General features: G+C 71.3%; 17 protein-coding genes and 2 pseudogenes. 4 read left to right on the forward strand and 15 right to left on the reverse strand.

Going from position 1 to position 23,899, the window contains the following annotated elements:
- Positions 1-111 precede the first annotated feature (111 nt).
- Positions 112-3,483, forward strand: a complete 3,372-nt coding sequence (locus ACFZBU_RS35765; RefSeq protein WP_391587903.1) for a BTAD domain-containing putative transcriptional regulator — start codon at positions 112-114, stop codon at positions 3,481-3,483.
- Positions 3,484-3,660: 177 nt separating this feature from the next.
- Here ACFZBU_RS35765 and ACFZBU_RS35770 read toward each other — a convergent pair.
- The 11 genes and pseudogenes from ACFZBU_RS35770 to ACFZBU_RS35820 all read right to left on the reverse strand — a co-directional run.
- A pseudogene (locus tag ACFZBU_RS35770) lies at positions 3,661-3,915 on the reverse strand (FAD-dependent oxidoreductase); the annotation flags it as partial.
- Positions 3,912-4,133 (reverse strand): hypothetical protein, encoded by a 222-nt coding sequence (locus ACFZBU_RS35775; protein WP_391587904.1) that lies wholly within the window; start codon positions 4,131-4,133, stop codon positions 3,912-3,914. The pseudogene ACFZBU_RS35770 and the gene ACFZBU_RS35775, both read right to left, overlap by 4 nt.
- 55 nt (positions 4,134-4,188) lie before the next feature.
- Positions 4,189-6,252, reverse strand: a complete 2,064-nt coding sequence (locus ACFZBU_RS35780) for a S9 family peptidase (RefSeq protein WP_391587905.1) — start codon at positions 6,250-6,252, stop codon at positions 4,189-4,191.
- Complete coding sequence (locus ACFZBU_RS35785) at positions 6,249-8,033, reverse strand: N-acetylglutaminylglutamine amidotransferase (RefSeq protein ID WP_391587906.1); 1,785 nt, start codon at positions 8,031-8,033, stop codon at positions 6,249-6,251. The genes ACFZBU_RS35780 and ACFZBU_RS35785 overlap by 4 nt, the downstream gene beginning before the upstream one ends.
- Entirely contained in the window at positions 8,021-9,178 is a 1,158-nt protein-coding gene (locus tag ACFZBU_RS35790) for a glutamate--cysteine ligase (protein ID WP_391587907.1), read from the reverse strand. The genes ACFZBU_RS35785 and ACFZBU_RS35790 overlap by 13 nt, the downstream gene beginning before the upstream one ends.
- A gap of 1,787 nt (positions 9,179-10,965) precedes the next feature.
- On the reverse strand, positions 10,966-13,332 hold the full coding sequence (locus tag ACFZBU_RS35795) for a hypothetical protein (protein ID WP_391587908.1): 2,367 nt from the start codon (positions 13,330-13,332) through the stop codon (positions 10,966-10,968).
- Complete coding sequence (locus tag ACFZBU_RS35800; protein WP_391587909.1) at positions 13,329-13,841, reverse strand: GtrA family protein; 513 nt, start codon at positions 13,839-13,841, stop codon at positions 13,329-13,331. Before ACFZBU_RS35800 ends, ACFZBU_RS35795 begins: the two co-directional genes overlap by 4 nt.
- Positions 13,842-14,099: 258 nt before the next feature.
- Positions 14,100-15,317: a hypothetical protein gene (locus ACFZBU_RS35805; protein WP_391587910.1), complete on the reverse strand. Its 1,218-nt coding sequence runs from the start codon at positions 15,315-15,317 to the stop codon at positions 14,100-14,102.
- Positions 15,318-15,379: 62 nt separating this feature from the next.
- On the reverse strand, positions 15,380-15,889 hold the full coding sequence (locus tag ACFZBU_RS35810) for a SigE family RNA polymerase sigma factor (RefSeq protein WP_391587911.1): 510 nt from the start codon (positions 15,887-15,889) through the stop codon (positions 15,380-15,382).
- A 50-nt stretch (positions 15,890-15,939) separates the two neighbouring features.
- A complete protein-coding gene (locus ACFZBU_RS35815; RefSeq protein ID WP_391587912.1) occupies positions 15,940-16,437 on the reverse strand; it encodes an RNA polymerase sigma factor in 498 nt (165 codons plus the stop codon).
- 431 nt (positions 16,438-16,868) lie between these two features.
- The gene (locus ACFZBU_RS35820; RefSeq protein ID WP_391587913.1) at positions 16,869-17,561 is read right to left on the reverse strand and encodes an L-2-amino-thiazoline-4-carboxylic acid hydrolase; all 693 of its coding nucleotides are present in this window, start codon (positions 17,559-17,561) and stop codon (positions 16,869-16,871) included.
- 230 nt (positions 17,562-17,791) lie between these two features.
- Here ACFZBU_RS35820 and ACFZBU_RS35825 point away from each other — a divergent pair, with 230 nt between their 5' ends.
- The 3 genes and pseudogenes from ACFZBU_RS35825 (at position 17,792) to ACFZBU_RS35835 (ending at position 19,171) form a co-directional block, all read left to right on the forward strand.
- Positions 17,792-18,028: a hypothetical protein gene (locus ACFZBU_RS35825; protein ID WP_391587914.1), complete on the forward strand. Its 237-nt coding sequence runs from the start codon at positions 17,792-17,794 to the stop codon at positions 18,026-18,028.
- Positions 18,025-18,300 (forward strand): annotated as a pseudogene (locus ACFZBU_RS35830) (serine/threonine protein kinase); the annotation flags it as partial. The gene ACFZBU_RS35825 and the pseudogene ACFZBU_RS35830, both read left to right, overlap by 4 nt.
- 73 nt (positions 18,301-18,373) lie before the next feature.
- Positions 18,374-19,171 carry a sigma-70 domain-containing protein gene (locus ACFZBU_RS35835; protein WP_391588057.1) on the forward strand — a complete coding sequence of 266 codons (798 nt, stop codon included), beginning with the start codon at positions 18,374-18,376 and terminating at the stop codon, positions 19,169-19,171.
- A 28-nt stretch (positions 19,172-19,199) separates the two neighbouring features.
- On the opposite strand, the gene ACFZBU_RS35840 is transcribed toward ACFZBU_RS35835, so the two are convergent.
- The 4 genes from ACFZBU_RS35840 to ACFZBU_RS35855 all read right to left on the reverse strand — a co-directional run bounded on the left by ACFZBU_RS35840 (position 19,200) and on the right by ACFZBU_RS35855 (position 23,840).
- Complete coding sequence (locus ACFZBU_RS35840; protein ID WP_391587915.1) at positions 19,200-20,108, reverse strand: SDR family oxidoreductase; 909 nt, start codon at positions 20,106-20,108, stop codon at positions 19,200-19,202.
- A 3-nt stretch (positions 20,109-20,111) separates the two neighbouring features.
- Positions 20,112-20,891, reverse strand: coding sequence for an enoyl-CoA hydratase/isomerase family protein (locus tag ACFZBU_RS35845; protein ID WP_391587916.1), 780 nt, complete (start codon positions 20,889-20,891; stop codon positions 20,112-20,114).
- Positions 20,892-20,984: 93 nt separating this feature from the next.
- The gene (locus ACFZBU_RS35850) at positions 20,985-22,577 is read right to left on the reverse strand and encodes an ABC transporter substrate-binding protein (protein WP_391587917.1); all 1,593 of its coding nucleotides are present in this window, start codon (positions 22,575-22,577) and stop codon (positions 20,985-20,987) included.
- A gap of 63 nt (positions 22,578-22,640) precedes the next feature.
- The gene (locus ACFZBU_RS35855) at positions 22,641-23,840 is read right to left on the reverse strand and encodes a DUF1214 domain-containing protein (RefSeq protein ID WP_391587918.1); all 1,200 of its coding nucleotides are present in this window, start codon (positions 23,838-23,840) and stop codon (positions 22,641-22,643) included.
- Positions 23,841-23,899 lie beyond the last annotated feature (59 nt).

Raw genomic sequence — 23,899 nt, forward strand, 5'->3', positions numbered from 1 at the left:
ACCCCGGCGCTCGCGACGATCTCTCGGTTCGCTCTTGGTCCCCTCTCGGGCTGCCCCGCCCCACCGACGGCTTCGAGAGGCGGAGCCGATGCGGTCGGCTAGTCTGGCCGCATGCGTTTCGGGGTGCTGGGCCCGCTGGAGGTACGTGCCGCAGACGGGTCCGAAACCAAGATCCCCGAGCGGAAGGTCCGGGCTCTGCTGGCCTGCCTGCTGGTGCACCGGGGGCGACCGGTCTCCGCCGACCGGCTGGTCGAGGACCTGTGGGGGGCAAGACTCCCGAGCAATCCCGCCGGGATGCTCCAGACGAAGGTGTGGCAGCTCCGGCGCGCCCTGGAGGACGCCGAGCCGGGTGGGCGGTCCCTGGTGGTCTCGCGCCCGCCGGGGTACGAGCTGCGCGTCGGCCCCGAAGTGGTGGACGCCGACCGTTTCCGGGAGACCCTCGACCTCGCCCGGGACGTCGGCGATTCCCGGGTCCGGGCCGCCCTGCTCGCGGACGCGCTGGCCGTCTGGCGCGGTCCTGCGTACGCCGACTTCGGCGACGAGGAATTCGCGCGCGGTGCGGCGGCCCTGCTCGAAGAGCAGCGGTTGACCGCGGTCGAGGAACACGCGGACGTACGCCTGGCGCTCGGCGCGCACGCCCAAGTCGCCGACGACCTGGGCGCCTTGGTGAGCGCCCATCCGCTGCGGGAGCGGATGCGCGCCGCGCACATGCGGGCCCTGTACCTCGTGGGCCGTCAGGACGCGGCGCTGCGCAGCTACGCGGAGCTGCGTACCCGACTGGCCGAGGAGCTGGGTGTGGACCCGGGGCCCGAACTGGCCGCCCTGCACCAGGCGATCCTCACCCAGGACCCGGCGCTGACCACCACGCGCGCCTTCGCGTCGTTGCCTTCCGCACCCTCCGCACCCTCCGTACCGTCCGTACCGTCCGTACCGTCCGTACCGTCCGCACTTTCCGCACCTTCCGCCTCGACCCGCCCGCCGGGCGGTGTGCCGGCCGCGCTGACCGAGCTGATCGGCCGTGACCAGGCGGTCGAGGAACTGCGCCGGTTGCTGCGCGCACACCGACTGGTGACGCTCACCGGGCCCGGTGGTGTCGGCAAGACACGGCTCGCGCTGGCGACCGCCGCACGGCTTGACGCCGTGTTCCCCGGCGGCATCCGCCTGGTGGAGTTCTCAGGGCTTGAACCGGCGTCGGCTTACCAGGGCGGTGGATGGCTCGAGGTGAGCGAGGTGGTCGGTGCGGCACTCGGGGTGCGGGACGACACGGCGCGTCCCGAAGACGAACCGACGTCACCGGCCACGCGTATCGCATACGCGCTGGGTGACCGCCCGGCCCTGCTCGTCCTCGACAATTGCGAGCACGTTGCCGCGCCGGTGGCGGAGTTGACCGAACAACTGCTGAAGCAGGCACCCGCACTTCACATCCTGAGCACCAGCCGGATCCCTCTCGGCATCACCGGCGAATGGCTGGAGGAAGTCCCTCCGCTGCGGCTGCCGACGTCCGTCGCCACGGGATTCGACACGGCGGACGCAAGCCGATTCAGCGCGGTCGAGTTGTTCGTGGCACGCGCCGAAGCCGCCGCGCCGGGATTCGTCCTCGACGACGGCACCCTTGACGCTGTCGTGTCGATCTGCCGGCGTCTCGACGGCCTTCCGCTGGCGTTGGAGATGGCCGCGAGGCGCGTACGCGCGCTGGGTGTACACGAGCTGGCCGCCCGGCTGGACGACCGCTTCCGCTTGCTGGCGATCGGCTCGCCGAGCGCCCCGGCACGGCAACGCACGCTGAAGGCCGTGATCGACTGGAGTTGGGAACTGCTCGGCGACCGCGAGCAGGCGACACTGCGCCGGTTGTCCGTACACGCCGGAGGGTGCACCCTCGCCGCGGCCGAAGATCTGTGCACCGGCGACGGTCCGGACCGCGCGGACGTGCTCGACCTCCTGACCCGCCTGGTGGACTGCTCGCTTCTGGTCATGACCGACGGCACGGGCGACACGCCGGGCCCCCGCTACCGGATGACGGAATCGGTCGCGGCCTACGCCGCCGAACGGCTCACGGAATCAGGCGAGTCGGCGGCCTACCACCGCAAGTTTCGGGACTACTACACGGCGTTGGCCGAGCAGGCCGAATCACATCTGCGGAGCGGCGAGCAGCGCGCGTGGCTGCGTCGGCTCGACACCGAACACGCGAACCTGCGCTCCGCGTTGGAAGGAGCCGTACGGGTCGGGGACGCCGAGTGCGCCCTTCGCCTGGTGAACGCCATGGCCTGGTACTGGTGCCTTCGGGGGCGCAACGGCGAGGCCCGGCGTTGCCTCGCCATGGCCCTGACGGTCGACGCCGACGCCCCCGCAGCCCTGGTCGCGCCGGTGACGGCCTGGCTGGGCGGCGTCGAACTGCGGCTCCGCGGCAGCGCGGACCCCGTCGGTGCCTATCGCGCGGCGCTGCGTCCGTACGACGAAGTCGACGCGCCACTGGGTCGAGCGCGGGCGGAGTGGTTCGTGGCGTCCAACATGTACGGCATCGGCGACCCGGCGCCGAGTCGGCGCCTCGTCGAGTCCGCACTCGCGGCGTTCCGTTCGCTCGGCGACCGCTGGGGTACGGCGGCCGCGCTGGCCGGCCAGGCGTTCCACGCGAAGCTGCACGGCGAGTTCCACGCGGTGCGGGACCGCGGTGAGGAGAGCCTTCGGCTGTTTCGTGAACTGGGGGACCAGTGGGGGCAATTGCAGGCGATGGTGCCGTTGCAGACCCTCGCCGAGGTGACGGGCGACTACGACCGCGCCGAGGCGCTGCACCGGGAAGGCCTGCGTATGGCCGAGGAATTGGAGCTGTGGCCCGAGGTCTCCTTCCAACTCTCCGGCCTGGGACGGATCGCACTGCTCGAACGGGACTATCCCCGTGCCCGAGAGTTCCACGAGCGGGCCCGCCGAGTGGCGATCGCACAGTCCGACAAGTTCGGTGAGCAGTACGCCGAAATCGGCCTCGGGATGGGCGCACGCCGCGAAGGCGACTTGGACGCCGCCGAAGCCCACATGCGGAACGTCCTGGAAGTACACCGCCGGATGGGATACGAGCCGGGAATGCCCGCGCTGATCCTGGCGGAGCTGGGCTTCATCGCGGAACTGCGAGGCGACCCGAAGACGGCGTGGGAAACCCAGGTGCAGGGCCTGGCCGCCGCCCGCGCCGCCGGAGACGCCCGCTCGGTTGCCCTCGCCCTGGAGGGCCTCGCCGGTGCTTGCGTCCCGGCGGGCCGGGCCGACCACGCGGCGCGGTTGCTGGGCGCCGCCGCGGCGGCCCGTCGCTCGGTCGGCATCCCGCTGCCCGAGGGTGAACGGTACGACGTCACCCGTATCGAAGCGCGAGCCCGCGAAATCCTGGGCGACGCACGGTTCGACGCGGCATACGCCTCGCAGGAAAGCCGGCACGACGTCGCGAGTGTCGACGCTCTTCTCGCGGGCCCGTCCCCGACCGACGGGCCCGAGGCATAACACGCGTCGCGGGTGACGCGCGGCCCGCGTCGGTCGGCGATCCGCGGCTCGGTGGTCCGACTCGTCACCGCGTGCCCTCGCGTTCGACGGGCAAGGTGATGTCCAGGCTCGGGTACGGGTGCAGCCCAGGTGGGTACATCGCGCCGACACCGCGTGGACGGTGCCGGCCTCGTCGCGGTAGACGGCGCACTTGCCGCCCGCCACCGACACGATCGCACCTGTGCCGGGAGCGACGTCGGCGACGGATCGGGCTTTGGGCTTGCGGAGTCGGTCTCCGACGAAATGGGCTCCCACGGACGCCTGAAGGGTCAGTAGAGCGGGCATTTCCCCCGCCCCGGGGAGTCGGCAGGGATCGTACAGGTGTGCCCACGGCGACTCTTCGCCCAGGATGCTCGACGCGAGCAGGCGCGCGGACATGACGCCGTTGCTCATGCCCCACCCGCCGAATGCGGCGCCCGGTCGAAGATCGGGTAGTGGGTGGCCACGACGACGTCCCGCGCGACGATGGCGTGTCCGTCCGCCGTTTCCAGTCGACAGGGATCGCTCTCGCTCGACCGGGTCACCCTGGTCGACTCGAAGACGAGACCGCCTTGGTCCGAGAAGGCGGCCAGGACGCCCAGAAGAAGGCTGCGCGGGTGCAGTGCGGACACCAACGCCGTTTCACGCGACTTTTCATCACGCTGCGTCCCACGGCCCGGGCGGCGTTCAGGCCGTCAAGTGGCGCGACATCCAGTGTTCGATGGCGTTGCCCACGCGTACGCGGCTGTCCGTGTGCAGGAACTCGTGGCCTTCGTCGGGGAGGAGCAGGATCCGCGCCCCGATGCCGCGTTCGCGCGCCGCACGCACGATCCGACGGGATTCGTCCGCCGGGACGTTGGTGTCGTGTTCGCCGTGAACGGCGAGAAAGGGCACGCGCAGGGCGTCGAGGCGGTTCATCGGGGACAGTTCCAGCAGTAGCTCGCGGTCGTGTCGCGGGTGACCGTATTTGACGGCGGCCGAGCGTGCGAGCCACGGTTCGGTGCCCGCGAAGAAGGTCGTCAGGTCCGACATGCCACAGATGGCGATGCCGGTGCGAAACAGTTCCGGATACCAGGTCAGGGCGGCGAAGGTGAGGTATCCGCCGTACGAGTGTCCCATCACCGCAAGCCGGTTGGGGTCCGCCCAGCCGGCCAGGACGACGTGCGCCGCGCAGTCGGCGACGTCGTCGAACGCGCGGAAGCGTCCGCGGCCGAGGTCGGCGTCGACGAACGAGCGGCCCGCTCCGGAGGAACCTCGCACGTTCGGTGTGAACACGTCGATGCCGCGGGCGAGCAGGCGATGATGCAGGGCGTCGAAGACGGGCCGCGCCTGCTCTTCGGGACCGCCGTGCAGCGACACCACGCACGGCGCGGCGCCGGCCCGGTCGCGGTTCGGGGCGCGGTAGTACCAGCCGGTGCAGGGAAGACCGTCTCGGGAGCGTACGCGCACCGGTCGGGGGACGATCGGCGCCGTGCCGTGCGCCGTGACGTCGGCACCGCGCGAGGACCACGGCGTGCGGGTGGGGCCGACCGCGTCGGTGCGAAGCCGCCACACCCCGGGGCGGCGCCGCGATCCGGAGAGCGCGATCCACCAACCGTCGGCGCCGGCCGGTGCCAGGCGGGTGACCACTTCGTGCGGCAGGGGCACGGTGCGAAGACGCGTGACGGCCCCGGATCGGCGCAGCGTGACGATCTCGGCTTCGCTGCAACCGCCCTTGTTCCAGGACAGTGCGGCCGTCCGCCCGTCGTTGGTGACCGACAACAACTCCAGGTCGGCGTCTTCGCGTGCGGCGGCGACGCGCGAGCGGACGAGCGAACCGGTGGCGGTGAGTTCGACGCGGACCAGAGCGGCGAACTCCCGGTCGGCGTCGCTGCGCAGCCACAGCGTGCGGCCGTCGGGGGCGAACCGGCCGATCCACGGGTCTCCGTCCGCCACACGCAGGACGCACACCGGCTCGGCGCGGGACGTGGACACGATCGCCGCCTCGCGCCGCCCGCGCGGGCCGCGGCGCAGAAGGGCCAGGCGTCCGTCGGGCGACACGTCGCATACGCGCAGGGTCGCCGCGCCCTGCTCGCGGGCGATCAGGGTGGGGGAGCGGATGCCGTCGGGGTCCACGAGGTAGGCGGTCGAGGAGCTGTCACCCGCTCGTTCCCAGGCTTCCCGCTCGGCGGCGGAAGTGGGGATCAGTCGACCGGGCGCCGGTCCCGCACCCGCGCGGCGGGCGGACGCGGCCGGTGACGAGGCGGCCGGGACCGCCCCGGCGTCGGTGGTGGCGGATTCGGTGGTGAGTGCTACCGCCTTTCCGTCGCGTGTCCAACATCCCAGGTACGCGGAGCCGCCGGCCGGCGCGTCGGCGAGCACTCGGCGACCCGACCCGTCCGGGCGTACGCACAGCACGCGCGTGCGTCCTCCCCCGCCGGTGGTGGCGGTGTACGCGATCCACCGTCCGTCCGGTGACCACGACACTTCGTTCACCGGGTCGGAGCCGGTGTCGAGCAGGTGCGGTTCGTCGGTGTCGGCGGCCGCGGTCCACACCTGGGGTGCCCCGGCCCGATCGCAGACGAACGCCACGTGTTCGCCGGTCTGGTCACCCGACGGGTCGCCGCAGGCGTGGGCCCGCGTCCACCGGTGGGCGGTGTCGCGGGCCCCGACCGCGTCGGGCAACGCCGAGGCGACGGGCGCGTTTTCGGCGGGCCGGTAGCCGCCCCGCTCGCCTGTGCGGGGCGGCTGGGGGTTTGGCATCGTGGTCATTCGATTCCGTGGGTCTGGAGCCACATCTCCAACAGGGCGACCTGCCACAGCGCGTTCGCCCCACGACGGGTGCGATGATCGTCGGGGGCGCTCAGCAGCTCGGTCACGAAGTCCGGGCGGAAAATGCCGCGTTCGAGGGCTTGGGGCGAGGACAGCGCGTCGCGTACCCGGGTGAGCACGGGGCCGGCCATGTGGGTGATGGCGGGGAGCGGGAAGTAGCCCTTGGGCCGGTCCACGACCTCGACCGGAAGCACCCGGCGCCCGGCGTCCTTGAGGATGCCCTTGCCGCCTTGCGCGAGCTTGAGTTCGGGCGGACATGCTGCGGCGAGCTCCACGAATTCGTGGTCGAGGAAGGGGACGCGTGCTTCCAGGCCCCAGTCGGCGGTCATGTTGTCGACGCGTTTGACCGGGTCGTCGACCATCATGACGTGCGTGTCCAGGCGCAGAGCGGCGTCGAGGGCGGTCTCCGCGCCCGGTGCGCTCATGTGCGTGGTGACCAGTTCGGTCGAGGCGTCGTGGTCGGCCCTCATGTGCGGTTGCAACATGTGGGACAGGTCGGTGTGCGCTCGGTCGAAGTAGACGTCGGCGTACGTCTGCGGTTCGTGCTCACGCGGTACGGCGGCGAGGTCCGGGTACCAACGGTAGCCCGCCAGGATCTCGTCGGCGCCCTGCCCGCTCTGCACGACCTTGACGTGTTTGGCGACTTGTTCGGAAAGCAGGTGGAATGCGACGACGTCGTGGCTGACCATCGGTTCGCTCATGGCGGCGATGGCGCCGTCCAGGGCGGTGGACAAGCGGTCGGACGGGACGAGCAGTTGGTGGTGGTCGGTGTCGAAGTGCCGCGCGACGAGGTCGGAGTAGTGGAACTCGTCGCCGCTTTGCCCGCCCTCGGATTCGAAGCCGACGCTGAAGGTGGCCAGGTCTTCCTGACCGGCTTCGGCGAGGAGGGCGACGATCAGGCTGGAGTCCAGGCCGCCGGACAGCAGGACGCCGACCTGGACGTCGGCCACGGTGCGGCGCCGTACGGCCGTGCGCAGCGAGTCCAGGAGAGCGTCGCGCCAGTCGGCGGCGCTCATGCCGGCGTATTCGGCGCGGCGGGTGTAGTCCGGTTGCCAGTAGCGGTGGTCGCGATACTCGCCGTCGGGCTCCACGACGCGGATCGTGGCGGGGGCGAGTTTGCGTACGCCCGTCAGGATGGTGTGCGGCGCGGCGACGGTGGCGTGCAGGCTGAGGTACTGGTGCAGGGCGACCGGATCGATCGAGGTGTCGATGCCGCCGCCGGCGAGCAGGGCGGGCAGGGAGGAGGCGAATCGCAGGCGACCGGGCTCCTGCGCCAGGTAGAGCGGTTTGATGCCCAGGCGGTCGCGGGCCAGCACGAGGCGACCGCTCGCGTGCTCGGCGATCGCGAACGCGAACATGCCGTACAGGTGCTCCACACAGTCGGTTCCCCACTCGCGATACGCCTTGAGAACCACTTCGGTGTCGGAGGTGGAGAAGAACCGGTGGCCCAGACCGCGCAACCGGTCCCGCAGTTCGCGGTAGTTGTAGATGCAGCCGTTGAACACGCCGGTCAGGCCCGTTTCCGGGTCGGTCATCGGTTGTGCGCCGCGTTCGGACAGGTCGATGACCTGGAGGCGGCGGTGACCGAGTGCGATCGCGGCCTGGCACCACATGCCGCGGCCGTCGGGACCTCGCGGTGCCAGGCGGTCGGTCATCCGCTGGACGCCGGCGAGGTCGGGTCTGGTGCCGTCGAAACGTATCTCGCCGCTCAGGCCGCACATTGCGCGTCTCCTCGATTCGTGGTCGTTCGGGTTCCGGGTCGCGGGCGTGTGGTCGAAGGGCGGTCACCGCGGGTGAGTGCGATCAGATCACCGACGGCGTCGGTCCAACGTTCGCGGGCCGCGTAGCGCCGCAGACGATGTGCCTCACTGCCGCGGGCGAGTTGTTCGCGGGCCAGAAGATGCACGGTCGTCCAGTCGCCCGAGGCTTCCAGACGGGGCCGCAGCCGGGTCAGCATGGTGTGCACGACCTCGGAGGCGGACGCCGGTTCGCGGGTGAGCGGATCGACCAGCGCACCTTCGAGCCCGGAGCGCGCCGCGCGCCAGGTTGCCGCACGCAGCCACTCGGTGCGGGCGATCGGCCAGTCGGTGCGATCCTCGCGAACCGCCTCGCAGGCGTCGATGACGAGGGCGCGAAACAGGCCCGCGACCAGGACGACGGTCTCCACGCGCGGACAGGAGTCGGTGACGCGCAGTTCCAGAGTGCGCTGCCGCGCGGACGGGCGGACGTCGTAGTAGACCATGCCGGGATCGCTGATGACCCCGGACCGGACCAGATCGGCGATGGCTTCGTCGTATGCGGCGGCCGAGGCGAAGTGGCCGATGGGTCCCGCCGTGGGCCAGCGCTGCCACAAGAGCGTGCGCCAACTGGCATATCCGGTGTCGGCGCCGAGCCAGAACGGCGAACTGGCCGTGAGCGCGAGCAGCACCGGAAGCCACGGGGATACGAGGGTCGCCGCACGCACGGCCGTGTCCCGATCGGGCACGTCGACGTGCACCTGAGCACCGCAGATGAGTTGTTCGTCGGCGACGAGCCGATAGTCCTCGGCCATGTCGGTGTATCGGCGCTCGTCGGTGGTCTGGATGTCCTCGACGCGGGCCTGTGGCACCGTGCCGGCGGCCACGACGGCCAGACCGAGGGTGTCGGCCGTGTCGGCGAGGGCGCGACGGGTCTCGCTGAGGTCGCGGTAGAGCGCGTCCAGCGTCGTATGGACGGCGCTGTTCGTCTCGATGACGGACCGCCGGAACTCCCGGGTGTAGGTATCGCTCGACAACTTCGCCAAGAGCGCCGGTGCCTCCGGCACCAGGCTCCGAGTGTCGGCTCGGACGATATGGAATTCTTCTTCGACTCCCAATGAAACTCGCATCAGAAGCTCCTTGCCATCAATAGCCGGCACGACTCACGCAACCGACACGACTCACAGCGGTCGTCATCCGCATAGGCCACGCGGGCCTGCGCCCACCGGGTCACCGGGGGCGATTCGGAGTGGGTTCCTGCTGCCCGCCTCCGACGAGAACAAGCCTCCCACTCGAACACCGGTCGTGTGACCTGCGCCGCAGCGTCGAGGGGCGCAATCGAGGTGTTCGCCCGTCCTGCGGGAAGCGTGACTTGTCCGAATCACGGGTTGGCCGAGCAAAGGGCGCCGAACCACAGGGGATGACACTTTGCGCACGGGCTGCGACGGTCCGGCGAGCACGAGGAGGAAACGTCGTGGCCGTCCACGAGCCAAATTTCGGGGATTCGGGGATCACGCCGGCGCGGCCGTCCCGGCACTGGGTCCGGAAGCAGCCCGTGGCCATGAATGCGCAGAGCGAGCACGCCATATCCGAGTGGCGCATCACTCTGACGAAACCGAACAAAATCTGCCATTCGATATGCAGGCAAACGGTGCTCGAGCGATTGCGAGCCGTTCGGGTGAATGCTCGATGGTCGGGTGTGAGGCCGGGCGTCCGGGGTAGTGAGCGCGCGTACCGGGGCGGAGTGTCGTGGCCGCGAATGGCCTCGGAGGGTGTGGTGTACGAGCGCTCGCCGAACGACGACGAGCTGCGGAAGTGGCCGCCAACACGGTCGTCGCCCCTGACATCCCGCTCCCACGCGCCGCTCCGTAGGCGCCGGACCGGAATCGGCGGACGAGCATCTGTCCACGGCAACGACCGGTGCTCGTCGGCCGGACCGATGTACGTGCCGGGCAGCCCGGCAGCCGGACCCTGTGACGGCCTCGAGTGCAGAGCGAACGGCGCCTCCCGGCTGTCGCCGTCGTGCAGATGGCTTCCCGCGCAATGGACGCCGTGCCGGCCTTGGTGGGTGAAGCGACCGTTCGCATAGCGAAGGCCGATCTCGTCCCAAGGATGTGAACCTGCGCGAGCACTACAAGACGTTCGCCGAGCCGGAGGCGGCTTGCCGAGCAGAACTCGCAGAGCGCGGTGGCGGGCAACACTGGTGCGCCGGGGCGGAGTTCGCCTGCCCGCCGAGGCTGTCTCCGGCTACGCTCCGCCAACCGCTACTGCGGTCTGGGCAGTGCCGACGCGCTCGTCCTCGATATCGTCACCGATACCACCGTCGACGCGGTGTGGGCGACGCACAAGGCCGACCTCGAGGACTGGGCACGCGAGCAGGAACTGCGGAACCACCCGGACCTCGCCGTCTGGACGGGGACCTGGACCGCATCCGACACCGCTCCTGACCCGACCGTTGCCCCGCTGCGCCGGTCCGGCCGCGCGCGGGTTCGGGAGCCGGCGGGATCGACAAAGAGGTCGGCACGACCACGGCCGTGAAACCAGCGCCCTTCGCCCGCGGCTACGAATCTCACCACACTGCTCCGAAGCCGTGATCCACCCGGCCACGATCGACCTCGTGAGCCGATGACTCATCCGCGAGAACACCCGAACTCGCGCTCCCCGCCGCGTCGTCCGGCGATCCGAGGACGCCGGCGGGTCACTGCTTCGGGCGTACCCGGCGAGGTGTCCCCCGGGGCGGTGCGCTCGCGGCCGAAGCGGGCGGGTCGGAAGTCGCCGCGGGCGCGGTCCGATGCCACCGCGTCCGACACGTCGGCCGGCTGGTTGTCGGCGTCGCGTCCGCTTCTCGGCGGCCGGTGGGCGTGAGCGCACCGGCTCAGGTGGCCGTGGGCCCCGATCCACACCGCCGCTGCCACCGTCAACCGCCGGGACTCCTTTCGGCCGCCTGCTCCGCCCTGCCGTAGTATCCGTCGCCCGCGAACCGCACGCGCAGCGGCTTCCCGAGCAGCCCGGACGGGATCCGCAGGACGGCCTCGCCCTCCCGAGAGGTCCAGGTACGCGCGATCGTCGTCGTACTCTCGTCCACGAGCGCCACCTCGACCTCGAACAGCGGCGCCCCGCAGGCGTCCCGCAGCGAGACGGCGATCGTGCCCCGGTCCGGCTCGGTGGCGGCCAGCCGGGGCTCGCGGTCGGTACACAAGGTCGCGGTGAAGTCGCCGACCTCGAAGAGTTCCGCGCCGGCCCCGCCGCCGAACCAGCCGAGCGCACCGCTCCCGCGCACCACCGGCCGGTAATGGGCCCGATCGCGCAGTACGGCGAGCAGCAGGCCGCGGTCCGGGCCGCCGGTCGTCAGCAGTACGTATCCGGCGCCGGACGTCCGTAACCGGCGCTCGAAGTCGGCGGCGTCGCGCGGCTCCCCCAGGCTGGTGACGCGCCGTTGTCCGCGCTCGCCCATGATCAGATTCACGAAGCGTTGGTGGGTGAATTCGGTGTACGCCACGGTGCGGCCGTCGGGGACCCGGTTCATCGCGGCGTAGGCGGCCGTGGGCAGGATGCGTCGGTCCCGGTCCGGGTCGCGCATCAGCTCCACGGCCTCGCGGACGGTCGCCCGGTGGGCGAACGTACGATCGCCGATCCAGGTGTTGGTCGGCTGGGTGGCCCACCACATGGAGATCGCCGTGGTCGCCACGAACGCGCCCGCGACCAGGCCCGCCGTACCGCGGCGCCACATCGGCGCCACCCGTCCCGGCCCCGGAGCCCGCGGTCGTTCGGCCACCGCGGTCAGCACCGCCGCCAGGCACACGCAGCCGAACGCGGGCAGGATCAACTGGTAGCGCGCCCACCACGGTGCCGGGGAGGCCGTCGCCGAGACGAGGACCGGGAGCAACAGCCCCCACAGCAGTTCGAAGCGGCGTCCGAGCACGAACAGGGCGAGAGCCACGAGCACGATCGGGAGCAGTACGTAGATCCACTGGAGGCCGAAGCCGCCGGGCTGCTGGTCGTGGGTGTAGGCCACGCGTTCGCGGTCGTAGAGCCACGAGTGCCAGGTGGCGCGTAGTTTGCTCTCGCCGGCGAGCCGGGGCAGGGTGTTGTGCACGATGATCAGTTCGTCGACGGATCCCTTGCCGTGGAAGCCGAGCATGGTGAACGGATGGAACGGGTTGCCGTACCTGATCCAGGTGCGGATGTACCAGTAGCCCCCCAACGCGAGGGCGGGCAGGCCCAATACGGCGGTGTTCGTCAGCGCCGACCGAGCGGTGTCGGCGCCGCGGTCGCGCAACCGGGCGAAGCGGGTGGCCGGTTGTCGCCGCGTGGCCGGCGAGGCGGGGCCGACGAGGTCGACCACACGCCAGGTCTGCACCAGGGCGAGGGCGGTGACCACGACCGCGGTCAGCAGGTTCGAGGACTTGACGCCGATGGCCAGTCCCAGGGCGATTCCGACGAACAGGATTCGGCGGCGCAGAAGGTGGCGCGCGTCCGCACTGCGGTCGACGGCCTCCCGGACGTCGGGATGCATGCCCAGCGTCAGGTGCAGGGCGGTCAGGCCGGTGGCGGCGGTGGCGAAGTCGACGTAGGTGGTGGAGGCTTCCAGGAATACCGCGGGGATGGCCAGGATGCCGAGGCCCGCGAGGGTGGCGTGCGCGCGGCGGGCGCCGGCGGTACGGGCCAGGCCCGCCGTGGCGACCGCGCCGAGCGCGAGGAAGGGGAGGCCGGATGCCCAGCCGAGGCGGGTGTCGCCGACGAAGGCGCCACTGAAGCCGGTGAGCAGTTCCTGGCCCTGCGGATAGACGTCGGCCCACAACACCTGCGAGGTGTGCCCGACGTGGCCCTGTTGCAGCCAGATGGCGGGCCCGGGCAGGTGGTACCACAACCCGTCGTAGTCCAGTGGGCCCAGGAACGCGGCCAGTGCGGCGCGCCAGCCGTACTGGGCGGCCACCGACAATGCCAGGACCACGACCAGCGGATGCCGGCCGCAGCGCCGCGCACGTGGCCACAACCCGGCGGCGAGAGCGGCCCCGCGGCGGCGGGCGGCGTCGGTGCCGGGCCGTCGGGTGGCCGCGATCTCCGCGCCGGCGAGCAGCGTCGCGGCGCCGAACAGGGCGCCCGCCTCCAGGTGTCGGAGCAGGCCGCCGACCAGCAGGGTGAGCGCGGACAGTTGGGCGGTGCTCAGCAGCAGCCACACCAGGACCAGGTCCACCGCCCGGCGCGGTCCGCTCGCGCACGCCAGATGCCAGCATCCGGTCAGCGTGCCCAGCAGTGCGATGACGAGTGCGGCGGCGTTCACCGTACGGGCCCGGGCACGTCGCGGGCGCGGATCCGCGAGGGCACCGCGGCGGCACCGGACGGCGCGGCGCGAAAGACCCAGGTGCGGTAGCCCCAGAAGCGGAACGCGGTGGCCAGGGCCATGCCGATCAGGTTGCCGGAGATGTTGTCCGCCAGCGGACTGTCGAAGCCCAGCACGTCGCGGGAGAGCGCGAGGCAGCCGACCTGGATGGCCAGGCCGCCGCAACTCCAGCCGACGAACAGCAGGAACTGCCGTCGTGGGCCTGCGGCGTCGGTCGGGTCGGCGGATGCGGCCCGATCCCCGTACGTCCAGCGGCGGTTGCCGAGGTAGGCGATCACGGTGGCGACCCCGAGCGATATGAACTTGGCCGGCAGGGAAGGGGTTTCGAGGAGGGCGCGCAGGACGTTGAACAGGACGACATCGGTCGCGTACCCGAGGCTGCCCACCAGGGCGAACCTCGATACCTCCGGTGCCAGGCGGCGCAGGCGCGCACGTGGTGCAGGGAACATGGGTGCCTTCTCGTCGCTGTGCGGACAGTCGGCTGCAACGGCCGCGGCCGGCCTGATCGAGCCCGGTGCCGGCTCGATGGAGCCCGGACGAGCTCGGCCGGGCGCTTGCGGGCAGCCCGAAGCACGCCCCGGCGCGGTGTGTGCGCACCGGGGCGACGCGCGGTGGTTACTTCGGGGAATGGGCCCGACCGGGCGGGTGGACCGGGTGGTCACAGCAGGAATCAGCGGCCCGGACCGGGCTTTACCGGTGTCTGCCGGTCAGGGGGCGTCCCAGCGTGGTGACGCCGCGATCGTCTTGATCTGCTCCTCGATCACGACCGGTCCGGGTCGTTCGATCGCGCCCTTCGTCGCGGGCGTGTTCGCCTGGAAGCGGATCCTGAGTCCGTGGGCGCGAAACGCGGTCAGCGCCCAGGGCACGAACCTGCCGTCCTGGGTGCGCTCCGTGTCGATCCGCGCCAGGGTGCCGTCGGACAGCTTGACGATCCGGCAACTTCCGCCCGGCGCCGTACCGTTGGCGTCCGGCGGGCAGACCGGGCGCTCACCCACGGGTCCGGCTTCGACGCGTACGTTCAGACCGTTCGTCCCGGCCTCGGTCTCCACCACGAACTCGCCCGCGTCCGACGTGCTCTCGGCCGGCACCACACGCGATCCCGGCAACAGGTCGGGCAGCAACCCGGTGACCTGCTGAGCGGCGGTGGGGACGGCGGCGGCCACCGGTTCCCAGCTTGTGCTGCGGGCGATGGCGACGATCTGCTCCATGGACAACACCGGGGCACCGACGGACTCGTCCGACACGAGATATCGGCCGGTGACCTGGACATCGACGCGGGCGCCGTCCGCGCGGTCGTACACCGCTCTCCACTCCTGTTCGACGCTGCCCGGCCGCTTGTGGGTCTTGCGGGTGAGCAGCACACCTCCGTCCGGGTCCGTACTGCGGTTGCACTCGTTCGTTGCCGAAGTCCCGGCGCAGGTGCCGGTGAGCGGGTTCTCGGCATGGCCGGGGCCGGGGCGATCGATCGACACCGCGAGATGGGAAGATCCGGACGCGTCGCTGTAGACGGCCTGGACCACCGCCCGAGACCGCGCCACCCTCGGCAGGTCGGCGTCGAAGTAGTTCTCTCCCTCGGTCAGTCGACCGCCCGCGGGAACGGCCTGGGTCAGATACGGCATCAGGTCGCGCGGCGCGTTGGTCACCCAGGGGCTCCCGGTGCGGCCGGCGGGGCCGGCGGCCGACTGCTCGAACGTGCCCTGGACGGTGACCCATCCGGCGACGCTCGCCGTCACCAGCACGGCGGCCACGGCGCTGCGGCGCAGCGTCCGCACCCGCCTGCGCTGCCGGCCCCGGGCGATGCCGCGCGCGACCAGATCCGAACTGGGGCCGGGGAACGTGTCGCCGGCCGCCCGCAGCGCGCCGGGCAACTCCTTTTCGAATCGCTCGAATTCCTCGTCGCCGAACGGGTCCGTATCGGTGAACACGGCCTGCACGTCCTTCCGGTCGCGATCACGGGGTGTGGGGCGGTGGTAACTTTCGGATCCGGTCAGCATGTCGCCGCCGGGGCGCGCAGTTCGGTGCCCAGGAGGGTGCGCAGCCGGGCCAAGGCCCGCTTCGCGCGGACCGGTACGTTGCCGGGCGCCGTTCGCAGGATTTCCGCGGTCTCCTTGACCGAGTAGTCCTCCCAATAACGCAGCACCAGGACCGCACGGTCGGCCGGCGACAGCCGGGCCAGTCCCTCCAAGAGAGTCAGGCGCAGCTCGATGTCGTCGGTGACGGGCGCGTGCGCTTCCGGGAGTTCCCGGGTGGGATGCTCCGACCAGCGTTTGAGTCGGCGAGCGGACAGGAAGGTGCGGACCAGGGTGGTGTGCGCGTATGCCATCGGGGCGTCCATCGTGCTCACCCGGTTCCAGCGTGGGAACAAATTCCCGAAGGTCTCCTGCACCAGGTCTTCGGCCAGGTGCCAATCGCCCGTGAGCAGGCAGGCGGTGCGCAACAGTTGGCTGCTGCGCGCATGCGCGAACTCCTCGAAGTCCGCGGCTTTGCTTCCCGACATGGGGCCTCCACCCGTTGGCGTCATACGAGTAACGCCTCGACCGTGGGGTTTCATGACACCCTGGGCCGGAGCGGTTTCGCGGACCCGTGCGTCGGGTGTCGGCTCCTGACCCGAACACGATCGCGAACGAGAGTAGGTCCGTGAGCGTGTCCGAGTGTGATTCCGATGAGGGCCTTGCGTCGGCCGTGTGGTGTGCGCAGTTGCCCGGGGTCCAGGCGGGTGGGTCGGGGCCGGTGCCGGGGTCGGTAGACGACGAGGACGGCGACGCCGCAGGCCACGCGCACCGTGCCCACCGGCAGGTCGAGCGCCTGCGCGACCTGCGCGTAGGTCAGTCCCGAGCACACGCACAGCATGAAGATCTCGCGATCCAGGGCCTCCTCTGTCGCGCCGACCGGGGCCACCCGCTCGCCGCCGTCCGCCCCGGCCCCGGTGCGGCGCAACCGGCCCAACGCGGCGTGGGCGGCGGACAGGCGCTCGTCCACATCGATTTGGGTGACCACGGTGTCGGCGATGTCGGGGACGACGGTGGCCCCGGGGGCGCGGGCCATCGCGTGGCGATGTCTGCGGGCTCCCGGGCGAGCCGTTCCCGCAGCAGTCCGGGCCGGAGGGCCTGGACCGAGATGTGCGGATCGATGCCCTCACGCAGGCATTCCTCGCGGTAGCGGGCGGCCTCCCGTCGCAATTCTCGCCCACCGCAGTCCGTACATGGTTGCCGCGTTCCTGGGCGTGTTGAAGGCCCGTCTCGCGTACTCACCGCTCGCCACGGACGAGACCGCCGAACGGCCGGCACTCATCCCGGACACGGCCCGGCCCTCGCCGGTGGTCGGCACTACCGGCCCACCGAGCGCTTGGCACGGTCCGGCCGGCAGGCCGATCGGTGGCGGCCGACCCTCGACGAGGAGACGCTTGCCGGCACGCCCGGCCCAACGACCGTTCCCCCCGAGGTGACGGTCGTCGAGCCGGCGACGTCGTCGCGTCCTCAGTCGCGGGACGATTCGGGTGAGTCGGTGCGGTGGAAGTGGAACGCGCAGTGGGGATCGCCGTGGCCGATGGTGCCGGCACGATCGAAGCGCAGACCGTGCCGTGCCGGGTCGATGGCCCGAATCCAGTTGAGATCGAAGGCGCACATCGCGGGCGTCAACTCCGGAGCGGAGTTGGCGACCAGCACGTCGTGGTAGAAGCAGCGGTGGATGTCGAGGAAGTAGCGTCGATCGTCGTCCGCCGGACGCACGAAGGCGAACGTCCGCCCGAAGGACTCCTTCTCGCGGGACTTCGACATCGCCACCATGGCCGCGAACGGGTCGGGTGCGGCGTCGAGCATCGCCGCGGTGGCCGCCTCGGTGAGTGCGCCGAGCGGTTCGACGATCGCGTCCCGGACCACGGCGACGGCCTCGTCGCGGGCCAGATGCGGCAGCAGGACGCGGTACGCCGCCACCAGTGCGAGGGTGATCCGCAGGTTGTGCCGCGACGGCTCGTCGTCGATCAGGTGCGCGTTGACGGCCTCGAGTTCGTGGTGCAGCGCGATCACGTCGGCCGGGAGCCGGTCCGGCAGTGCCCGCTCGCGGACCGCGTTCGCGATGTGCGCGACGAAGGCGTCCAGCAGTATCGCGGTGTCCCGCTCGGCGTCCGGCGTGTACCCGCCGTCGTCGAACACGTGGTGGTCGGTGGTCATCGTGGTCCTTCCGAGACAGGCTCGGATCCGAGACACGAACGCACACCGCCGAGGCGGAGTCGCGTCGAACTCGCATGCCGAGCGAGCCCGACAGCACACTCCACCGACCGACCCGGCGCTGACGAACTTCGTGATGTGAATGGCGTATTGCCGCAAGCAGCCTACCCACCGACGCACCCGACCGCGCGCCCGGCCCGGCAAGCGATGCGCAGGGCGGCCTCGTCCACTCCATGCACTTCGACAGGGCCGCTGTCGAACTGGTCGAGGAGAAACAAGGACGGAGCGCGGCCGGACCTTCGCGGGGTGGGGCAGTGCTGGACGCGGACGCCGAGGCGGCGCGGCCGTGGTTGGTCACCCGGTTCATCGCCGGGCCGGCCGCGGCGCTGGTGGCCGTGCGCGACGCCGGGCTCGTGCACCGCGTCTCAAGCCGTCCGACGTGCTGCTCACCCTCGACGGCCTCCGCGTGATCGACTTCGGCATCGCTCGGGCGGCGGACGCCACCGCGCTGACCACGACGGGCGTATCCGTCGGCTCGCCCGCGTTCATGTCGCCGGAGCAGGCCAACGGTCTCGACGTCGGACCTGCCGGGGACGTGTTCTCGCTGGGTTCGGTGCTGGTGCACGCGGCGACCGGGGTCGGACCGTTCGGCGAGGGCAACGACCAGGCGCACATGTACCGGGTGATCGGGCACGAGCCGAACCTGTCCCGGGTGCCGTACTCGCTGCACCTGGTGATCGAGGCGTGCCTGCGGAAGGATCCGGCCGAGCGGCCGACGGCGGATCAGGTCGTGACCGCGCTCGCGCCCGAGGGCGATCCGCAGCGGTTGTTCGTGCCGGGCTGGTTGCCGGGCCTGGTGGTGGAGTCGACCGCCCGCCGGGCCGTGGAACTGCTGGAGATCGAAACCGAACCGGCGACCGACGACGCGGTGCCGACCCGGGTGGTCGGGGCCGAGCCCACCCGGGTGGCCGGCACGGAGGAGACTCGGCTCGCCCCGGAGCCGCCGGGCCAGGGCCCGCGACGCGTTCGCCGCCGAACACGACCGCGAACCCACGTCGGCCGAACTCGCCCACCGGCTCGGCATCGGCGTCGAGGAAGTCGTCGAAGGCCTCGCCGCCGCCGCGGGCTACACGGCCGCCTCCCTCGACGCCCCGGCCACGGACGACGGCCCCACCGAGGTCCACGCCTCGCGCGCCTCGTTCGTCGACCCCGGATACGACCTCGCCGAGAACCTGCACGCCCTCAAGCCGCTGATCGCGGCCCTGCCGCACCTGCCAGGTGGCCGCGGCGACCTCCAGCGCACCGAAGACGACCATGCGGCCGTCATGAGGGTCGCGGCTTCGTCGACCTGTGGTTCGCCGGTTCCCCGGGCCGACCGACGTCCGTCCGCCACAGGCCCGCGAGTCTCGCCGGTCGCAGCCCGCCGGCGATCGAGGAATCCAGATTCATCCGCGCTTTTCGCGGTGCCTCGCGTAAGGCGCACGACGGGTACTCACGTCCCGCGCGTCGGCCGGCAACTGGGTAGTGGAGGGGCCGCCCGGCCCAGGTCGGCGGCGACCTCCCGATGCCGCCGTGACCGCAGTCCGCCCGCGGCAGCGACGATTGCGCCGTAGGCGGCTGCATATCCGGTCGCGGTGCGTTCTATGGCGTGAACGGTCCTTTGCGCATTTGGTCGCGGACCGTGACCACCGGCGGGTTGAGCAACGCACGGCGTTGCCAGTTGGCGCCGTCCACCACCAGCGTGTGACCGGAGATGAAGCGTGCGTAAGGCGAGGTCAGGAAGGTGGCCGCCCAGCCCAGTTCGCGTACCCGGCCGACCCGCAGGGCGGGTTGCAGAGGGTCCTTTTCGCTGCTGCGGTCCACGTTGCTGCGGATGTCGGCGGTCATGTCGGCGTGCGGGAAGAGGCCGGGGACCAGTCCGTTGACCTGGATGCCGTACGGACCCCACTCGACCGCGAGGGTCTCCACCATGTTCTTGACGCCCGCCTTGGCGGCCGCGCTGTGCGCGAAGCCGGGTCCGCCGGTCCACGCGTACGACGCGCCGATGTTGACGATCGAGCCCGGCGTGCCGACCGCGAGGTGTCGGCGGGCGAACTCGCGGGCGCAGAAGTAGGTGCCGTTGAGGGTGATGTCGACGACGGTGCGCCATCCGTTGGGCGACATGTCCTCGGCCGGCACCGGGAAGTTGGCGGCCGCGTTGTTGATCAGGATGTGCGGCAGCCCGAAGCGCTGCTCGGCGGCGTCGAAGGCTGCGGCGATCTGCTCGGGGTCGCGGATGTCGCAGGTCACCGTGGCGACCCGGCCGCCGAGCCCTTCGAGGCCCTCGCGAGCCGCGTTGAGGTGGTCGTCCTTGCGGCCGGCCACCACGATGTCGGCGGCGAGGCGGGCGTATTCGGTCGCGATGGCCTTGCCCAGGCCGGTGCCACCGCCGGTGACCAGGACCACGGTTCCGTCGTAGGTGCCGGGTGGCAGCGCGCGGGCGCCCGGCGGCGCGGGTTCGGGCAGGCCGGGGTAGGCGCGGGCAGGCACGGGTTTGCTCTCGTCGGTCATCGGTCAGCTTCCCGTGTAGTGCGGCGGGCGGTTCTCGGCGCGCGCGGCGCGGAACTCGGCGAGGTCGTCGGACCTGCTCAGATAGGTCTGGGCGATCAGCTCTTCGGCCATCGAGCTGCGGATCTGCGGCTCGGCGAGGTGCCGGATGACGCGGCGGGCGGTCTTGACCGTCGCGAACGGGACGGCGGCGATCTTTTCGGCCATCTCGCGGACCACGGAGTCCAGGTCGTCGGCGGGGACCACGCGGGAGACCACGCCGTGCGTCCACGCTTCGGCGGCGTCCATGGGCCGGCCGGTCAGCACCAGGTCTGACGCGACGCCGTGGCCGCAGATCTGGAACAGCCGCCCGACGCCGCCGGTGTCCGGGATCACCCCGTGGGTGGTCTCCGGCAGCATGAACCGCGCGCCCTCGGCGGCCACCCGGATGTCGGCGAGCAGCGCGCGCTGGAACGACGCGCCGATCGACCAGCCCTTGCACGCCACCAGGATCGGGGCGTCGAGGTCGAACATCTGCTGGACGCCGCGGTGCCCACGCGTCATCAGCTCGTGGTGGGTCACGGTCACCCGGCCGCCGCCGATCGCGCCCACGTCGCGGCCCGAGGAGAACGACCTGCCGTCCGCGCGCCAGATCACCGCCCTGACGTCTGGTCGCTCGCGCAGTTCGGTGAGGATCTGCCACAACAGCTGATCCATGTCGTCGTCGAACGCGTTGTGCTTGTCCGGGTTGTTGTTGGTGATCGTGGCGATCGGGCCGTCGTACTCGAGCAGGACTTTTTCGGTCACGGTCACCTCTGTCATGTGTGCGTACGGGTGGCGAACGTCGGCGTCGTCGGGTGGGCGCCGGGCCGCTGAGCCGGACGCCCATCCGCCCGGCTCCTACGGTGCGAGACCGATGCGGTCCATGAGCACCGATCCGGAGTTGAACAGTTCGACGCCGGCGACGCGGTCGGTGAAGACCGGGCCCTGGGACGATTCGGCGTACACCCACATCGGCAGGTCCGCGGCGAGGACGCGTTGCAGGTCGGTGTAGGCGGCCTTGCGGGCGGCCGGGTCGGTGGCCGCGCGGCCGGCCTGGAGGGCGCGGTCGGCGTCCGGGTTCTTCCAACCGGTCAGGTTTTGCGGGCTGGTGGAGGTGAACGCGTTTCCGGTGCGGGGTTCGGGGTCGATCACCCAGTCCTGGTAGAGGGTGGCCTGGTAGTTCTTCTGCACCACCACGCGGGTGACGTACGCGGCGATCTCCAGGGGTTCGATGCGCATGGACACGTTGCGGTACCGGTTGAGCCGGCTCTGGAGGTATTCGGCGACCTTGTTCGACACCGACGCCATGGGGATGACGAAGGTGAACTCGGTCTTGCGGCCGTCGGCGGCGAGTTCGTCGAACAGGCGCTGCGCCTCGGCCCTGTCGTGCGCCGGTTGGGCGGCGTCGGGGGCGAAGAACGGTGAGGCGGTGGTGAAGTAGCCGCGGGCCGGGACCGCTCCGAGGTTGAGGGTTCTGGCCATCTCCGCCGGATCGACGGCGAGTGCGAGCGCGCGGCGGGCCCGGACGTCGTCGAACGGGGCCCGGGTCAGGTTGAACTGGACGGCCTGGCCGCCGTTGGCGCGTACCGGTCGGCTGTCGAGGCCGTTCTTCGCACGGTCGAGGAGCGCCTCGGCGCCGATGACGACGTCGGCGCCGCCGGAGCGAAGCGTGTTGTACTGCTGCGCGATGTCGGAGATCACCTTGATGCTGACTCGGTCCAGGTGGGGCAGGTTTTTGTCCTTCTGCCAATAGGCGGGGTTCTTCTGGTAGATCTGCTCGGTCCCTCGGGTCCAGTGGGTGAGGGTGAACGGCCCGGCACCGACGGGCTGGTTGCGGTAGGCGTCCGGTCCCTTGGCGAGCACGGACGGGGCTTCGACGAATGTCAGGTCCGCGGCGACGGTGCGGTCGAAGCTCGGGTTGGGCGCGGCGGGGGTGATCCGAAGGGTGAGCGGATCGGCCACGTGCAGCGTCAGGCCGGTGGCGGCGACGCTGTGTTGTGAGCGGGTCTCGGGTTGGGCATGCATTTCCCAGTTCATGCGCACCGCGTCGGCGTCGAAGGCGGTGCGATCGGAGAACGTCACGCCGGGGCGCAGCTTGAGTGTCCAGGTCGTGCCGCCGTCGGTGCTGGTCAGGGCCTCGGCGAGGTGGGGCTTGACGGTGTTGGACTCGGGGTCGAGGTAGACCAGCGGGTCGTACAGCGCGGCCATCCGTGCGTTGTCGGCCGGCGCGCCGCCGTAGTTGGCGCCGAACGGGTCGAGGGAGTTGGCCTCGCCCGTGGCCAGCATGGTCAGCGAGCCGCCGGTCCGGGGCGCCGCGGTCCCGGCGTGCCCTCCGTTTCTCGCGGACCCGCTTCCGCTCCCGCCTCCGCAGGCCGTGACGGCCAGCAGCCCTGCTGCGGCCACCGCCGCGGCGGCGGTTCTTGCACGGTCGGCGTGTCTGGCTGCGCACATGTGTGGGTCCTCGCATCGATGTCGGAGCGTCCGGCAAACGGGGTGGGGGATGGCGGGCGGTGGTCAGCGGCGGAAGCGGCGCGCGAAGTGGGCGCGGCGGCGCGCGAGGGCGGCGGCACGTTCTGCGCGGGTGACTCGGCGCGCGTCGGCGGGGATGTGGCGGTCGAGGTCGGCAAGCGGGACGACGCGGGCGACCGGCGTTGGTGCGGTGCGGGCCCAGACCCAGCGCCAGGACACGTGTCCGGTGGCGCGGCCTTCGGTGTCGAGCCAGTTGGGCAGGCCGGGGTCGGTGTGGGCGACGACGATGCGGCAGATGTCGTCGTCGTCGACGTGGGCTTCCTGGCCGTTGAGGGCGTTCTGCCGGTTGTGGATGTCGAGCGACTCGAACCATGGGCTGCTGTAGAGCATGACGCTCCAGTAGTCCGCGTCCGGTACGGTGGTCTCGATGAGCAGGGCTTCGTCCGGTCCGAGGTCGTAGACGCCGCCGCCGTAGCGGATGCCGTCCGCGCCGCCGGGGACCGAGCCGGGCGGCGAGATCCGGTTCGCGCCGCCCGCTCGCTCGTAGACGGTGTTCATGAACGGGCCCCAGTACTCCATCGTGGCCCGCTGCCAGACGGTGGCCTCGGTGAGCCGGGCCGTCAGCCGCGTCGATGTCAGCGGCACCGGGGCCAGCCCCGCCGAGCCGATCCGCTCGATGACGAACTCGCCGGTGCGATCGGCTTCCAGATCACACACGAACACCCGGATCGACAGGTACCGCGCGCGCTCGTCCAGCCTCATCCAGGGCCCGGTGTAGCGATCCGGCGGTGCGGCGGAGACCACCAACTCGAACGACCCGTCCGCGGCGACGTCCAGGGCGTCGATGTCGCACTCGGCGAACACGCCGTACTGGTTCAACTGCATGTCGCCCTCGGGGAGCGACACGATCACGTTCCGCACGCCGGCGAGGTTCCCGGTCAGCCGATAGCCGTAGTCGGCGTCGACGCGGGCACGCAGGTACACGTTGTCGACGTTCGGGCCGCCCCACTTGACCACGTCGTCGTCGAATCGGTGGAACGTCGGGAACGCCGGGTCGCCATGCTCGACGGCCGACTGCAGCGCGTGGACCGCCACCCGGCTCAGGTGGCGCAGACCCTCCGCCGGATCCGGGTGGCCGCCGTCGCGGACCGTGCGTCCGAGGTCCACCAGCTCCGCGCAGAACCGCTCCCACGCGGCGAAGCACGCGTCGGAGGCGTTCGTCGGTCCGACGAGGGTGTCGGTCATGATCCTCCCCTTTCACACAACGTTCTGAGGCAACGCCTTAATTAAGGCACGGCCTCAGT

The organism is Embleya sp. NPDC008237, from assembly GCF_042956465.1.
GTDB lineage: Bacteria > Actinomycetota > Actinomycetes > Streptomycetales > Streptomycetaceae > Embleya.